Source organism: Streptomyces sp. NPDC046727 (genome assembly GCF_040645635.1).
In the GTDB taxonomy this organism is placed as follows: domain Bacteria; phylum Actinomycetota; class Actinomycetes; order Streptomycetales; family Streptomycetaceae; genus Streptomyces.
Genome location: NZ_JBEYYR010000018.1, coordinates 150,361 through 166,250 on the forward strand (window position 1 = coordinate 150,361; position 15,890 = coordinate 166,250).

A 15,890-nucleotide genomic window follows, 5' to 3' on the forward strand; every position below is an offset into this window, starting at 1 on the left:
GCTACGCCAGGCTGTCCCGCCACGCCCGGTGGAGGTCCGCGAACCGGCCGGTGCCCGCGACGAGTTCGTCCGGGCGGCCGTCCTCGACGATCCGGCCGTGCTCCATCACCAGCACCCGGTCCGCGATCTCCACCGTGGACAGGCGGTGCGCGATCACGACGGCGGTACGGCCCCGCAGCACCGTCGACATCGCCCGCTGCACCGCCCGCTCCCCCGGGACGTCCAGCGAGCTGGTCGCCTCGTCCAGGATCAGCACGGCCGGGTCGGCGAGCAACGCCCGGGCGAAGGCGACCAGTTGGCGCTGCCCGGCCGAGATGCGCCCGCCGCGCTTGCGGACGTCGGTGTCGTAGCCGTCGGGCAGCGCGCTGATGAACTCGTGCGCCCCGATGGCCTTCGCGGCCCGCTCGATCTCCTCCCTCGTCGCGTCGGGCCGGCCGATGGCGATGTTGTCGGCGACCGTGCCGGAGAACAGGAACGCCTCCTGCGTCACCATGATCACCCCGCGGCGCAGCTCGGACACCGGCAGCTCGCGCAGGTCCACGCCGTCCAGCAGCACCCGGCCGTCCGAGGGGTCGTAGAAGCGGGCGAGCAGCTTGGCCAGGGTCGACTTGCCGGCGCCGGTGGAGCCGACGACCGCGACCGTCTGCCCGGCGGGGAGGGTCAGATCGAAGCGGGGCAGCACCTCGCCGCCGGTGCGGTAGGCGAAGCGGACCCCGTCGAACACGACCTCGCGCCCCGGGAGCTCGCTCTGCCGCGGCGGGAGTTCCCGCGGCCGGGCCGGCTCCGGCACGGACGGTGTCTGCGCCAGCAGCCCGGCGATCTTCTCCAGGGAGGCGGCGGCCGACTGGTAGGAGTTCAGGAACATGCCGAGCCGGTCGATCGGGTCGTACAGCCGGCGCAGATAGAGCACGGCCGCCGCCAGCACGCCCAGCTCCAGCGAGCCGGACGCCACCCGGTGGGCGCCCCAGAGCACGATCGCCGCGACCGCCGTGTTGGCCACGAGTCGGGAGCCGACCACATAGCGGGCCATCTCCAGCAGCGCGTCCCCGTTCGTCCTCTCGTGCCGCTTGTTGAGCACGGCGAACTCGGCGTCGTTCGCGGCCTCCCGGCGGAAGGCGCGCACCGGCCGGATGCCGTTCATCGTCTCCACGAACTTCACGATCACCGCCGCGATCGCCGTGGACCTGGCCCGGTACACCCGCCCCGCGCGCCGCCGGTAGAGCCGGACGAGCAGGTACAGCGGCACGAAGGAGGCCACCGCGACCGCACCGAGGCCCAGATCCAGCCAGAGCAGCATGGCCGAGATGTAGACGAACGACAGGATGACGGTCACCAGCTCCTGGAGCCCCTCGTCGAGGAGTTCGCGCAGCGACTCGACGTCCGTGGTGGACCGGGATATCAGCCGGCCCGAGGTGTACCGCTCGTGGAAGTCGACGCTCAGCGCCTGCGCGTGCCGGAAGATCCGGCTCCGCAGGTCCAGCAGCACGTCCTGGCTGACCCGCGCGGAGGTCTGGATGAACGCGAACTGCAGCGCGCCGGAGGCGAGGGCGCACAGCAGATAGCCGGCGGCGACCGCGAGCAGCGGGCCGTGCCGGTGGTCGCGGAACGCCGGTACGGCGGTGTCGATGGCGTACGCCACCAGCAGCGGGCCCGCCTGCACCGCCGCCTGCTGGAGCAGGAGCAGCAGCGTGGTGAGCGTGACCCGGGCCTTCATCGGTGCGAGCAGCGAGCGCAGCAGGGCGGCCGTGGCACCGGGCGGGGTGGGCAGGGCGTCCCGGTCGACGGGGTCGCCGGCGCCCTCGGGGCGCGGGAGATCGTCGTCGTCGGTGGCGGGGGCGGCGGTCGTCGTCGTGGTCATCGGTCGTCCTCCGGGTCGCCTTGTTCGCCGGACATCAGGTGCGCGTACTCGGCGTTGGTGCGCAGCAGTTCCTGGTGGGTGCCGACGGCGGCGATCCGGCCGCCCGACAGCAGGGCGACCCGGTCGGCTAGCAGCACCGTGGACGGGCGGTGGGCCACGATCAGCGCGGTGGTGTCGGCGAGGACCTTCCGCAGCGCGGCCTCCACGGCGGCCTCCGTGTGCACGTCCAGGGCGGACAGCGGGTCGTCCAGCACGAGGAACTCGGGCCGGCCGACGACCGCGCGGGCCAGCGCGAGACGCTGGCGCTGGCCGCCGGAGAGGCTGAGGCCCTGCTCGCCGACGCGGGTGTCGGTGCCCTGCGGGAGGGCGTGCGCGAAGTCGGCCTGGGCGATGGCGAGGGCGCGGTCGAGGTCCGGCTTCCCGGCGGTGTCCGGGGCGCCCATGAGCACGTTCTCGCCGACGCTCGCCGAGAACAGCGTGGGCTCCTCGAAGGCGACGGCGACCTTGGTGCGGAGTTCCTCGCGGGACATCGCGGCGATGTCCACGCCGTTCAGCGTGATCCGGCCGGAGGTGACCTCGTGCAGGCGCGGGACGAGGGCGGTGAGGGTGGTCTTGCCGCTGCCGGTGGCGCCGACGAGGGCCATGGACTCGCCGGGGCGGATGTGCAGGTCCACGCGGGTGAGGAGGGGCGGGGAGCCGGGGGCCGCGTCGGGGTAGCGGAACGAGACGTCCTCGAAGCGCAGTCCCGTTGCCTCCCCGGCGGCACGACCGCCTGTGACCGAGTCGTCCTCCGGCACCTCGTCCATCACCTCGAAGTACCGCTCGGTCGCCGTGGCCGCCTCCTGACTCATCGCCAGCAGGAACCCGATCGAGTCCACCGGCCACCGCAGCGCGAGTGCCGTGCTCAGGAAGGCGACCAGCGTGCCCGTGGACAGCCGGCCGTCCGCCACCCGCAGGGCGCCCAGCACCAGCGCCGCCCCGATCGCCACCTCGGGCAGCGTCACGATGACACCCCAGATCGTGGCCAGCAGCCGGGCCTTGCGCAGTTCCGTGCCCCGCAGCCGCCCCGACAGTTCACGGAACGCGCGGGCCTGGCTGCGGTGGCGGCCGAAGCCCTTGATGACGCGGATGCCGAGGACGCTCTCCTCGACCACCGTCGTCAGATCCCCGACCTGGTCCTGGGCCCGCCGCGCCACCTCCGCGTACCGCCGTTCGAAGACCACGCAGGTCCACATCACGGGGACGGCGGGGCCGAGGACGACGAGGCCCAGCAGCCAGTCCTGCATCAGCATGATCACCAGGCCGACGAGGATGGTGACCGCGTTGACGAGCAGGAACGTCAGCGGGAAGGCGAGGAACATGCGCAGCAGCATCAGGTCGGTGGTGCCGCGGGAGAGCAGCTGACCGGAGGCCCAGCGGTCGTGGAAGGCCACCGGCAGCCGTTGCAGACGCCGGTAGAGGTCCGCCCGCATCTCCGCCTCGACGTGGGACAGCGGCCGGGCCACGAGCCAGCGCCGTACGCCGAACAGGACCGCCTCGGCGAAGCCGAGCAGGAGCAGGCACAGCGCGCCGAGCCACACGCCCGCCGGATCGCGGTCGGCGACCGGCCCGTCCACCATCCACTTGAGGACGAGCGGGATCACCAGCCCCGTGCAGGAGGCGACGACCGCGACGAACGCGGCCGTGAACAGCCGCGCCCGGACGGGGCGGACGTACGGCCACAGCCGCAGCAGGGTACGCACGGCGGAGCGGCCGGTCTCGGTGGTTGCACGTGTCGTGGGCATCAATCGCGAGCGTACGGACCGCCGCTGACATCGCCCACCGAGTTTTGGCCGGACCCCGCCCGGGCGTTGGACCTACGACCACGACCAGGACCACGCATACGACCGCGACCACGACCGCGGCCTGCCGCCACGCCTTCTGTCGGCTGTTCAATGAAGTACTCGACGGATCGGGGGATGCATGATCGACGCGTACGAGGATCCGGGCACGCCCGACGCCCGGGGCGGCTGGTGGTACCTGTGGTGGCTGGTGCGGTGTCAGCCGGGGCGCTCGGCGGCCGGGGCGCTGCTGGGCAGCGGCTGGATGGTGCTGCTGGCCGCGCAGCCGTACCTGATGGCGCGGGCCGTGGACGACGGGCTGCTGTCGGGGCGGCTCGGGGTGCTGGCCGGGTGGACCGGGGTGATGTTCGTGGCCGGGTCGGTGAACGCCTGGCTGAGCATCCTGCGGCACCGGACGATGACCCGGGTCCGGATGGACGCCAACTTCCGTACGGTCAAGGTGCTCGTGGGGCATGTGATGCGGCTGGGGGCCGCGCTGCCGCGCCGGGCCGGGGCCGGAGAGGTCGTCACCATCGGGGTCGGTGACGTGCAGGTCATGGCGCAGGCGCTGACCGTGGTCGGGCCGGGCGTCGGCGCGATCGTGGTCTACGGAGTGGTGGCCGGACTGCTGCTGACGATCTCGGCGCCGCTCGCCGCCGTGGTGCTGCTCGGCGTCCCGGTGACGGCGCTGCTGACCGGGCCGCTGGCCCGGCGGCTGCAGGGCGCGGAGAGCGGGTACCGCGAGCGGCAGGGGGTACTCGCCGCCCGCATCGGCGACCTCGCGGGCGGGCTGCGCGTGCTCAACGGGCTGGGTGGCAAGGGGCTGTTCGCGGACGCGTTCCGGAACGACTCGCAGCGGCTGCGGGCGCAGGGGTACCGGGTGGGCGCGGTGGCCAGCTGGGTGCAGGCCCTCGGGGTCGGCCTGCCCACCCTGCTCCTGGCTGCGGTGACCTGGCCGGCGGCCCGGCTCACCGCCCAAGGGGAGATCTCCGTCGGCGAGTTGGTGTCGGTCTACGGCTATGCGGCGGTGCTGGTCGGACCGGTCGCGTTCTTCGTGCAGATGGCCTACGACCTGAACCGGGGCGTGGTGGCGGCGCGCCGGACGGTCCGGCTGCTGCGGCTGGAACCGGAACCGGACGCCGGCACCCGGCCGGCGCCCGCCGGGCCGGCCGAGCTGCACGATCCGGCGTCCGGGGTGCGGGTGGTGCCGGGCCGGCTGACCGCGCTGGCCGCCGCCCGGCCCGCCGAGGCCGCCGCCGTGGTCGACCGGCTCGGCCGGTACGGCCCGACCGACGTCACCTGGGGCGGGTCACGGCTGGACGCGGTGCCGCTGACGGACGTACGGCGGCGGATCCTGGTCGCGGACAACGAGGCGGACCTGTTCGCGGGCCCGCTGCGGGAGGTGGTGGCCGCCGCGCACCCGTCCGACGAGGCGGCGCTGCGCCGGGCGGTGCACGCGGCGGCGGCCGAGGACGTGGTGCGCGGCCTGCCGGACGGGCTGGACTCGGTGGTGGCCGGGCAGGGCCGCAGCCTCTCGGGCGGGCAGCGGCAGCGGCTGCGCCTGGTGCGGGCGCTGCTGGCCGACCCCGAGGTGCTGCTCGCCGTGGAACCCGCCTCGGCGCTGGACGCGCACACCGAGGCGACGGTCGCCGAACGGCTCCGCGCCGCCCGCAGCGGCCGTACGACCGTGGTGACGACGACCTCTCCGCTGGTCCTGGACCACGCGGACACCGTCCTGTTCCTGGCCGACGGCAAGGTGGCCGCGAGCGGCCCGCACCGCCGGCTGCTGGCCGAGGAGCCCCGCTACCGGGCGCTCGTGGCGCGCGACGCCGAGGAGTCCGAGGGCGGCGGGGCCACCGGCGATGTGGCGGGGGTCGTACGGTGACCGCCGGCGAGGGGCTGCTGCCGGTCGCGGACCGGGGAGCCGTGCGCCGCGCCGGCGTGCGGCTGGTGCGGGCCGACGGGCGGGCGTTCGCCGCCGCGCTGCTGCTCAACGCGCTGGCCTCGGCGGCGGGGCTGGCCGGGCCCTGGCTGGTGGGCCGGATCGTCGACGAGGTGCGCGCCGGGCACGGGACGGGCGCGGTGGACCGGCTGGCGCTGGGGATCGTGCTGTGCGCGCTGGCGCAGCTGCTGCTGGCCCGCTGGGCGCGGTATGTCGGGCACCGGTTCGGGGAGCGGACGCTGGCCCGGGTCCGCGAGGAGTACGTCGAGCGGGTGCTGGCGCTGCCCGCGTCCGTGGTGGAGCGGGCCGGTACCGGTGACCTGACCGCGCGGGGCACGGCGGACGTGGCGGCCGTCGGCACCACGCTGCGGGACGTCGGCCCGGAGCTGCTGGTCAACTCGGTGCAGGCGGTGTTCGTGCTGGGCGCGGTGTTCCTGCTCGACCCGCTGCTGGGGGCGTTCGGGCTGGTCTGCCTCGCCCCGATCCAGCTGGCGCTGCGCTGGTATCTGCGGCGGGCCCGGGACGCCTATCTCGCCGAGGGCGCGGCGACCTCGCGGGTCGCGGAGATCGTCGCGGCGACGGCGGCCGGGGCGCGGACGGTGGAGGCGTTCCGGCTGCGGGAGCGGCGGACCGCGGCGAGCCGGAACGCGCTGGCCGAATCCCGCCGCACCCGCTTGTACACCCTGCGGCTGCGGACGGTGTTCTTCCCTGCGGTCGAGGTGACGTACACGGTTCCGGTGGTCGGGGTGCTGCTGCTCGGCGGCTGGCTGCACGCGCGGGGCGCGGTCGGGGTGGGCGCGGTGGTCGCGGCGGCGCTGTATCTGCGGCAGTTCACCGAGCCGCTGGACCAGATCCTGATCCGGGTGGAGCAACTGCAGAGCAGCGGCGCCTCGTTCGCCCGCGTGGAGGGGCTCGCGCAGGCACCCCGGGGGGAGAGCGGGGGCGGGTCCGCGGGACCGGCGGACGACCGGATCGACGTGCGCGGGGTCCGGTACGCGTACGAGCGCGGCGGCGAGGTGCTGCGCGGGGTGGACCTGACGGTACGGCCCGGGGAGCGGCTCGCGGTGGTGGGGCCGTCCGGCGCCGGGAAGACGACGCTGAGCCGGCTGCTCGCGGGCATCGACCGGCCGGGTTCCGGCACGGTGACGGTGGGCGGGGTGCCGGTGGCGGAACTGGCGCCGGAGCTGCTGCGCCGCCAGGTGGTCCTGGTCACCCAGGAGCACCATGTCTTCCTGGGCACGGTCCGCGACAACCTGCTGATCGCCGAACCTGCCGCCGGCGACGCCGAGTTGTGGGCGGCGCTCGCGGCGGTGGACGCCGACGGCTGGGTCCGCGACCTGCCGGACGGGCTCGACACCCGCCTGGGCGCGGGCGGCCGGCCGACGGACGGCTCGCAGGCGCAGCAACTCGCCCTGGCCCGCGTGGTGCTGGCCGACCCGCACACCCTGATCCTGGACGAGGCGACGGCCCTGCTGGACCCCACCACGGCCCGGCACACCGAGCGCGCCCTCGCCGCGGTCCTGCACGGCCGTACGGTCATCGCCATCGCCCACCGCCTGCACACGGCCCACGACGCGGACCGGGTGGCGGTCATGGAGGACGGCCTGGTGACCGAACTGGGCACGCACGAGGAGCTGGTGGCGGCCGGCGGGGCGTACGCGGCGCTGTGGCGGACCTGGCACGGGGAGCACGGGGAGACAGGCGACACCGACCAACAGTCCGCATACCGAACATGAACATCCGGTCAACGGACCATTTCCGGCCAACTTTGTGACGCGGTCCTGACAGGTGGCGAGATCTCCTGCCACTCTTCCCTGGCCGACTCACAACAACCCCACAGTTTCGGCACGCCTGTGTGAGCCGGCTCCGCACCTGCACGTGGTTCCGCGTAACGCCCTGTTCTGCCCGGACGTCCCAACCCACCGTCCGGTCTCCCCTGGCCGCGCGACCCGCGGTCACGCAGAAGGAGTCAGTGTTGAGAAGCAATTCCTCTCGCGGACGCACCTCCCACACCACGTCCCCCCGCCGGACCGCCACCGTCGCCCTCGCCGGTGTCGCCGCCCTGATCGCCGCCGCCGTCCAGTCCGGCGCCGCCAGTGCCGCCCCGGCGAAGCCGCAGGCGGGCAAGGTCAACCCGGCCCACGCGGCGGTCAGGCTCACGCCCTCGCAGCGCGCCGAGCTGATCCGCGACGCCGACGCCGGCAAGGCCGCCGCGGCCCGGCAGATCGGCCTGGGCGCCAAGGAGAAGCTGGTCGTCAAGGACGTCGTCAAGGACGGCGACGGCACGCTGCACACCCGGTACGAGCGCACCTACGCGGGCCTGCCCGTGCTCGGCGGCGACCTGGTCGTGACCAGCGCGAAGTCGGGCAAGACCATGGACGTGGTCCGGGCCACGAACGCCACGCTGAAGGTCGCCGGTCTCACCCCGGCCGTGTCGAAGGCCGCGGCGGAGAAGCAGGCCGTGCAGCGGGCGAAGGCGCTCGGCGGGACCAGGTCGGCCGCGGACAGCGTCCGCAAGGTGATCTGGGCGGCCACCGGCAAGCCCGTGCTGGCGTACGAGACGGTCGTCGGCGGGCTCCAGGACGACGGCACCCCGAACCAGCTGCACGTCATCACCGACGCGGCCACCGGCAAGAAGCTGTTCGAGTACCAGGGCATCAAGAACGGCATCGGCAACACCCAGTACAGCGGGCAGGTCACGCTGACCACGACCCAGTCGGGGTCGAACTACACGCTCACCGACGGGGCACGCGGGGGCCACAAGACGTACAACCTGAACCACGGCAGCTCCGGCACCGGCACCCTGTACTCGCAGACCAGCGACACCTGGGGCAACGGGACCAACTCCAACGCGGCCACCGCGGGCGCGGACGCGCACTACGGCGCGGCGCTCACCTGGGACTTCTACAAGAGCACGTTCGGCCGCAGCGGCATCAAGAACAACGGCGTCGGCGCCTACTCGCGCGTCCACTACGGCAACTCGTACGTGAACGCGTTCTGGGACGACAGCTGCTTCTGCATGACGTACGGCGACGGCTCCGGCAACGCCAAGCCGCTGACCTCGATCGACGTCGCCGGCCACGAGATGAGCCACGGCGTCACCTCCGCCACCGCCAACCTCAACTACAGCGGTGAGTCCGGCGGCCTGAACGAGGCGACCAGCGACATCATGGCCGCGGGCGTGGAGTTCTACGCGAACAACGCCACCGACGTCGGCGACTACCTGGTCGGCGAGAAGATCGACATCAACGGCAACGGCACCCCGCTGCGCTACATGGACAAGCCCAGCAAGGACGGCGCGTCCAAGGACAGCTGGTACTCGGGCATCGGCGGGATCGACGTGCACTACTCGTCCGGCCCCGCGAACCACTTCTTCTACCTGCTCAGCGAGGGCAGCGGCGCCAAGGTGATCAACGGCGTCAGCTACAACTCGCCGACGGCGGACGGCCTTCCGGTCACCGGCATCGGCCGGGACAAGGCGCTGCAGATCTGGTACCGGGCGCTGAGCACCAAGTGGACGTCCACCACCAACTACGCGGGCGCCCGCACCGGCACCCTCGCGGCGGCCGGCGAGCTGTACGGCACCACCAGCACCGAGTACAAGGCGGTCCAGGACGCCTGGGCGGGCATCGGGGTCGGCTCGCGCTCCGGCGGCGGGGGCGGCGGCGGTACGTCGTACGAGAGCACCACGCCGGTGTCGGTGCCGGACAACGGCCCCGCCGTCACGTCGAACATCACCGTCTCCGGCCGGACCGGGAACGCGCCTAGCAACCTCCAGGTGAGCGTCGACATCACCCACACCTGGCGGGGTGACCTGGTGATCGACCTCGTCGGCCCGTCGGGCACCGCCTACCGGCTGAAGGACTTCAGCTCCTCGGACTCGGCGGACGACGTCAACGAGACCTACACGGTGAACGCCTCCGCCGAATCGGCCAACGGCACCTGGAAGTTGCGGGTGCAGGATCAGGCCACGTACGACACCGGAACGATCAACGGCTGGAAGCTGACCTTCCCGTAAACCATAGGCCACGAGCCCGGGATCACGGCGCTGTCCGAGGGCGGAGCCCCTCGGACAGCGCGCGTTTACATCGATGAAACGTTTATCGGACAGTCGAGTTTCGGCCAACATCACTTCAGGGTCCTGACATGTACGCGCCCTGGATGTCACTCTCTCTCCACCCGCCGCAGCAGCACAGCACTTCACGACCCCACACAGCCGGCCAGTAACCCCACGCTGACCGGACTCCCCACGAGAAGGAGCTTGCGTGAGCCCCCTCTACGCGCGTCACAAGCGCACCACTCTGGCCATCGCCACCGCTGTCGCGGCCGGAGCCCTGCTCGCCACTGGTCTGACCACCAGTGCCAACGCCCAGACCCCGGCCGGAGCCGCGAAGCCGCTGGCCGCCGCGCCGACCACGCTGTCCGCCGCTGCCCGCACCACCCTGATCAAGCAGGCCCAGGCCGGCGCGGCCGAGACCGCGCAGCACATAGGCCTCGGCGCCAAGGAGAAGCTGGTCGTCAAGGACGTCGTCAAGGACGTCGACGGCACCGTCCACACCCGCTACGAGCGCACCTACGCGGGCCTGCCGGTGCTCGGCGGCGACCTGATCGTCCACACGGCGAAGTCCGGCAAGGCCGAGGGCGTCACCAAGGCGAACAAGTCGGCCATCAAGGTGGCCTCGCTCAAGCCGCAGATCACCGCCGCCAAGGCCGAGAAGCAGGCGGTGTCCGCCGCCAAGACCCTCGGCTCCTCCAAGACCGCCGCGGACGGCGCCCGCAAGGTGATCTGGGCCGGCTCCGGCAAGCCCGTCCTCGCCTACGAGACGATCGTCGGCGGCCTGCAGGACGACGGCACCCCGAACCAGCTGCACGTCATCACCGACGCGGCCACCGGCAAGAAGCTCTACGAGTACCAGGGCATCGAGACCGGCACCGGCAAGAGCCTGTACTCCGGCACGGTCACCCTGAACACGTACAAGTCGGGCACGTCGTACCAGCTGTACGACACCACGCGCGGCGGCCACAAGACGTACAACAAGGCGCACGGCACCAGCTCCACCGCCGGCACCCTGTTCACGGACGCCGACGACACCTGGGGCACCGGCGCCGCCTCCAGCTCCAGCACCGACCAGACCGCGGCCGTCGACGCCGCCTACGGCGCGCAGACGACCTGGGACTTCTACAAGTCCACGTTCGGCCGCAGCGGCATCAAGAACGACGGCAAGGCCGCCTACTCCCGCGTGCACTACGGCAACGCCTACGTCAACGCGTTCTGGGACGACAGCTGCTTCTGCATGACGTACGGCGACGGCGAGGGCAACGTCAGCCCCCTCACCTCGCTCGACGTCGCCGGCCACGAGATGAGCCACGGTGTCACCTCCAACACCGCCGGCCTCGACTACTCCGGCGAGTCCGGCGGCCTGAACGAGGCCACCTCGGACATCTTCGGCACGGGCGTGGAGTTCTACGCGAACAACGCCTCCGACCCCGGTGACTACCTCATCGGCGAGGAGATCGACATCAACGGCGACGGCACCCCGCTGCGCTACATGGACAAGCCCAGCAAGGACGGCGGCTCGGCGGACAGCTGGTCCTCCTCCGTCGGCAACCTGGACGTCCACTACTCGTCCGGTGTCGCGAACCACTTCTTCTACCTGCTGTCCGAGGGCAGCGGCGCGAAGACGATCAACGGCGTGAGCTACAACTCGCCGACCTCCAACGGCTCCACGGTCACCGGCATCGGCCGCGCCAAGGCGCTGCAGATCTGGTACAAGGCGCTGACCACGTACATGACGTCGACGACCAACTACAAGGCCGCCCGCACGGCGACCCTGAACGCGGCGTCCGCCCTGTACGGCTCCACCAGCACCGAGTACAAGACGGTGGCGGCGGCCTGGTCGGCGGTCAACGTCAGCTAGTCGCTTGTGAGTTGAGTCAGGGCGGCACCCGGGAAGAAGGCGTTCCGGGTGCCGCCCTACTCTTGTGACCCATGTCCTCGGCGTCCTTCACCTACGAGCCGGTCGGCGCGACCCGCGACGACCTGACGCTCTGCCCGCCCGGCTTCCATCCCCTGTTCGTGCGCACCCGCCTCGGCGAGGGCCACGACGTGTTCCAGCGGGCCGCCGAGGCGGTCCTGACCTGGGAGATGCACCGCGAGCTGGGCGTCCGCATCGACGCCACCGCCGACCGCGCGGCCCCCGGCGTCGACGTCACGGTCACCCTGGCCGGCCTCGTCAAGGCCCCCTGCCGCATCATCTGGACGGCCGAGGAACCCCGTCACGCCGGCTGGGCCTACGGCACCCTCGAAGGCCACCCCGAATGCGGCGAGGAGGCCTTCCTGGTCGACCGCACCGGCGACGGCACGGTCTGGCTGACCGTGGCGGCCTTCAGCAAGGGCGCCAAGTGGTACGCACGGGCGGGCGGCCCGGCGACCCGGGGCTTGCAGCACGCGTACGCCCGCCGGTGCGGGACGGTACTGAGGAAACTGTGCGCGGGACGTTCGGAGGCATGATCTGACGAGCGCCACTCGTCAGCCCCCTCACCGCAACAGCATCCCCGCCCCCTCCACCCCCTCCTCCGAAGGCACCGTCACCAACCCCATCTCCGCGCTCGACGCCAGCAACCGATGCGCGGGGAGGATGCGGACCGTATAGCCGTACGGACCCGTGCGGTCCAGGGACAGCGGGCCCTCGTACAGGAGGTGGCCCTCCAGGTCGGGGGTGGACGTCGGCTTCAAGGGGACCGCCGTCGCGTCCGTGATGCGGTCCTCCCCGTCCACCCGCCCGGACACCGCCTGCACCTCCACGTCGTCCGGGCTCAGCTCGCCCAGGCCCACCCGGACCCGCAGGCCCAGCGTGGCGCCCAGTTCCGCCGTCGCCGTCGTCCCGGTCGTCTCGACGTGGTCCACGGTCACCCCGGACCACGCGGCCCGCACCCGGGCCTTCCACTCGGCCAGGTCCCTCGCCGTGTCCGGGGTCAGCGCGCGGTGCGCCTGCGCGGCGGGGGCGTAGAGCCGGTCGACGTACTCGCGGACCATGCGGCCGGCCAGCACCTTCGGGCCGAGCAGGGACAGGGTCTGGCGGACCATCTGGATCCAGCGGTCGGGCAGCCCGCCCCGCCCGCTCTCGTAGAAGCGCGGCGCGACCCGCTGTTCGAGGAGGTCGTACAGGGCCGCCGCCTCGATGTCGTCCCGGTGGTCGGGGTCGGTGCCCGCGCCGTCGGCGGTCGGGACGGCCCAGCCGAAGTCCGGCTGGAACCACTCGTCCCACCAGCCGTCCAGGACGGAGAGGTTCAGGCAGCCGTTGAGCGCCGCTTTCATGCCGCTCGTGCCGCACGCCTCCAGGGGGCGAAGGGGGTTGTTCAGCCAGACGTCACAGCCCGGGTAGAGCTTCTGCGCCATCGCCATGCCGTAGTCGGGGAGGAAGACGATGCGGTGGCGTACGCGCGGGTCGTCGGCGAAGCGGACCAGTTCCTGGACCAGGCGCTTGCCGCCGTCGTCCGCCGGGTGCGCCTTGCCCGCGACCACGATCTGCACCGGGTGGTCGGGGTGGAGGAGCAGCTCCATCAGCCGGTCGCGGTCGCGCAGCATCAGGGTCAGGCGCTTGTAGGAGGGGACTCGGCGCGCGAAGCCGATGGTCAGGACGTCCGGGTCCAGGACGCCGTCGATCCAGCCCAACTCGGCGTTCCCAGCGCCGCGTTGCCGCCAGGACGCGCGCAGCCGCTCCCGCACCTCCAGCACCAGCTGCTCCCGCAGGGTGCGGCGCAGCTCCCAGATCTCCTGGTCCGGGATGTCCGTGACCGAGTCCCAGCGCTCGGAGCCGCCGACGGTCAGCGCGTCCTCGGCCCGCTGGACGCCGACCTGCCGGGCGCCCAGCCGCAGCACCTCCGGCGCCACCCAGGTCGGCGCGTGCACCCCGTTGGTGACGGACGTGATCGGCACCTCGTCGGGGTCGAATCCCGGCCACAGGCCCGCGAACATCTCCCGGCTGACCTGACCGTGCAGCAGGGAGACGCCGTTCGCGCGCTGGGCCAGCCGCAGGCCCATCACCGCCATGTTGAACAGGTTCGGCTCACCGCTGGGGTAGGTCTCCATGCCCAGCGCCAGGATCCGCTGCACGTCGAGGCCCGGGAGTTCGGCGTCGGGGCCGAAGTGCCGGCCGATCAGCTCCCGGTCGAAGCGGTCGATGCCTGCCGGGACGGGAGTGTGGGTGGTGAAGACCGTGCCGCCGCGTACGGCCTCCAGCGCCGAATCGAAGTCCAGGCCGTCCGCGCACAGTTCGGCGATCCGCTCCAGCCCGAGGAAGCCCGCGTGCCCCTCGTTGGTGTGGAACACCTCCGGCTCCGGGTGCCCGGTGAGCCGGCAGTACGTCCGTACGGCCCGCACACCTCCTATCCCGAGGAGCATCTCCTGGAGCAGCCGGTGCTCGCTGCCGCCGCCGTAGAGCCGGTCGGTGACCCCGCGTTCGCCGAGGTCGTTCTCCTCCACGTCCGAGTCGAGCAGCAGCAGCGGCACCCGGCCGACCTGCGCCAGCCAGACCCGGGCGCGCAGCGCCCTGCCGCCGGGCAGCGCGAGGGAGACGTGCGCCGGGGTGCCGTCGGACTCCTTCAGCTGGGTCAGCGGCAGCTCGTTGGGGTCGAGCACCGGGTAGTGCTCCTGCTGCCAGCCGTCCCGGGAGAGGGTCTGCCGGAAGTACCCGTGCCGGTACAGCAGGCCCACGCCGATCAGCGGCACCCCGAGGTCGCTGGCCGCCTTCAGATGGTCGCCGGCGAGGATGCCGAGGCCGCCGGAGTACTGCGGGAGCGCGGCCGTGATGCCGAACTCCGGGGAGAAGTAGGCGACGGCGGCGGGCACCCCGTCCGACTGGGTCTGGTACCAGCGGTCGCCGGTCAGATAGTCGTCCAGGTCGTCGGCGACCGCGGTGAGCCGGCGCAGGAACCGCCGGTCGCCGGCCAGCTCGGCCAGCCGGGCCGGCCGCACACTGCCCAGCAGCCGCACCGGGTCACCGCCGGCCGCGGCCCAGGCCTCGGCGTCGACGGACTGGAACAGGTCGCGCGTTTCCGCATGCCAGGACCAGCGCAGATTCCGCGCCAGGTCGCTCAGCGGCCGGAGGGGGTCGGGGAGAACGGGACGGACGGTGAACCGACGGATCGCCTTCACATTCACCTCGGGCGCGTTGCGGGGTGAGACGCACGGCGCTGTACGTCTCGTCGTCGTCTTCGACGGTAGTGGTTACCGCGCGGTCGGTGGGGACGTACCCGCCGGGGGGTGTCGGGAGGCGTCAGGACCCGGTCACCGGGCATCCGGAAAATGGGGCCGGTCTTGTGCGTAGACATACGCGTGAGTAGTTAACAAAGTGCCGGATTGCCCACCCGAACCGGGTGGGAAGGCTCCTCCGGTACACACCCCACAGGCGCACCACAGCACCTCCGCAGGACCCACCTCCCCACATCCTCCGCCCACACCCACGTTGCAGCGGACAGGAGCGGTCATGCCCGCCACGCACCACTCGTCAGCACCTCCGACAAGCAGCAAGGCCAAGGCAGCAGGAAAGAAGACGACGGGCAGGAAAGGCGTGACGCCGGCCGGCGCCGCCGATCCGCCCGGCGCCGGGGAACGCGCCGGGGAACAGTCCTCCCCGGGGTCCTCCCCGGCCGCGGCCGGCACCCTGGGCCGCATCCCCGTCCTCGACGTACGTCCCGTGGTCCAGCACAGCCGCAGGCCCGCCAAGGCCGTGACCGGGGAGTCCTTCGAGGTCACGGCCACCGTGTTCCGGGAGGGCCACGACGCCGTCGCGGCGGACGTGGTGCTCCGGGACCCGGCGGGCCGGCCCGGGCCCTTCACCCCGATGCGGGAACTCGCCCCGGGCACCGACCGCTGGGGCGCCACCGTCACCGCGGGCGAACCCGGCCGCTGGACCTACACGGTGGAGGCCTGGTCGGACCCGCTCACCACCTGGCGGCACCACGCCGGGATCAAGATCCCGGCCGGCATCGACACCGAACTGGTCCTGGCGGAGGGCGCGCTGCTGTACGAGCGGGCCGCCGCCGGGGTCCCCGAGGAGCACCGGCGGCCCGTTCTGGACGCGGTGGCGGCCCTGCGGGACGAGAACCGCCCGGCGGCCTGGCGCCTCGCGGCGGCCCTGGCCCCGGAGGTGACCGAGCCGCTCGCCCGGCACCCGCTGCGGGAGCTGGTGACGGCCTCGGACCCGATGCCCCTGCTGGTGGAACGCGAACGCGCCCTGTACGGCTCCTGGTACGAGTTCTTCCCCCG

Annotated in this window: 9 protein-coding genes; 6 read left to right on the forward strand and 3 right to left on the reverse strand. The window is 72.7% G+C overall.

The features are described 5' to 3' along the window. Position 1 precedes the first annotated feature (1 nt). Together ABZ937_RS23215 and ABZ937_RS23220 are read right to left on the reverse strand one after the other, a co-directional pair. Positions 2–1,858 (reverse strand): ABC transporter ATP-binding protein, encoded by a 1,857-nt coding sequence (locus ABZ937_RS23215; protein WP_361694741.1) that lies wholly within the window; start codon positions 1,856–1,858, stop codon positions 2–4. Then, on the reverse strand, positions 1,855–3,642 hold the full coding sequence (locus tag ABZ937_RS23220; RefSeq protein ID WP_361694743.1) for an ABC transporter ATP-binding protein: 1,788 nt from the start codon (positions 3,640–3,642) through the stop codon (positions 1,855–1,857). The genes ABZ937_RS23215 and ABZ937_RS23220 overlap by 4 nt, the downstream gene beginning before the upstream one ends. Before the next feature lie 178 nt (positions 3,643–3,820). On the opposite strand from ABZ937_RS23220, the gene ABZ937_RS23225 reads away from it, so the two are divergent. The 5 genes from ABZ937_RS23225 to ABZ937_RS23245 all read left to right on the forward strand — a co-directional run bounded on the left by ABZ937_RS23225 (position 3,821) and on the right by ABZ937_RS23245 (position 12,131). Next, complete coding sequence (locus ABZ937_RS23225; RefSeq protein WP_361694745.1) at positions 3,821–5,563, forward strand: ABC transporter ATP-binding protein; 1,743 nt, start codon at positions 3,821–3,823, stop codon at positions 5,561–5,563. Further along, the gene (locus tag ABZ937_RS23230) at positions 5,560–7,356 is read left to right on the forward strand and encodes an ABC transporter ATP-binding protein (RefSeq protein WP_361694747.1); all 1,797 of its coding nucleotides are present in this window, start codon (positions 5,560–5,562) and stop codon (positions 7,354–7,356) included. Before ABZ937_RS23225 ends, ABZ937_RS23230 begins: the two co-directional genes overlap by 4 nt. A gap of 239 nt (positions 7,357–7,595) precedes the next feature. After that, the gene (locus ABZ937_RS23235; protein ID WP_361694749.1) at positions 7,596–9,638 is read left to right on the forward strand and encodes a M4 family metallopeptidase; all 2,043 of its coding nucleotides are present in this window, start codon (positions 7,596–7,598) and stop codon (positions 9,636–9,638) included. A gap of 247 nt (positions 9,639–9,885) precedes the next feature. Continuing rightward, positions 9,886–11,538 carry a M4 family metallopeptidase gene (locus ABZ937_RS23240; protein WP_361694751.1) on the forward strand — a complete coding sequence of 551 codons (1,653 nt, stop codon included), beginning with the start codon at positions 9,886–9,888 and terminating at the stop codon, positions 11,536–11,538. A gap of 71 nt (positions 11,539–11,609) precedes the next feature. Beyond that, positions 11,610–12,131, forward strand: a complete 522-nt coding sequence (locus ABZ937_RS23245; protein WP_361694753.1) for a DUF1990 domain-containing protein — start codon at positions 11,610–11,612, stop codon at positions 12,129–12,131. Positions 12,132–12,158: 27 nt separating this feature from the next. On the opposite strand, the gene ABZ937_RS23250 is transcribed toward ABZ937_RS23245, so the two are convergent. Beyond that, positions 12,159–14,777, reverse strand: coding sequence for a glycosyltransferase family 1 protein (locus ABZ937_RS23250; RefSeq protein ID WP_361694755.1), 2,619 nt, complete (start codon positions 14,775–14,777; stop codon positions 12,159–12,161). 331 nt (positions 14,778–15,108) lie between these two features. Between ABZ937_RS23250 and ABZ937_RS23255 the strand changes: the two genes are divergently transcribed. Then, on the forward strand, positions 15,109–15,890 hold a 782-nt coding region (locus ABZ937_RS23255; RefSeq protein WP_361694757.1), incomplete at its 3' end, for a maltotransferase domain-containing protein.

Excerpts from the sequence above, each read along its gene's own strand:
- ABZ937_RS23215 (WP_361694741.1), bottom strand. The coding sequence starts at position 1,858 with ATGACCACGACGACGACCGCCGCCCCCGCCACCGACGACGACGATCTC.
- ABZ937_RS23220 (WP_361694743.1), bottom strand. The coding sequence starts at position 3,642 with ATGCCCACGACACGTGCAACCACCGAGACCGGCCGCTCCGCCGTGCGT.
- ABZ937_RS23225 (WP_361694745.1), top strand. The coding sequence starts at position 3,821 with ATGATCGACGCGTACGAGGATCCGGGCACGCCCGACGCCCGGGGCGGC.
- ABZ937_RS23245 (WP_361694753.1), top strand. The coding sequence starts at position 11,610 with ATGTCCTCGGCGTCCTTCACCTACGAGCCGGTCGGCGCGACCCGCGAC.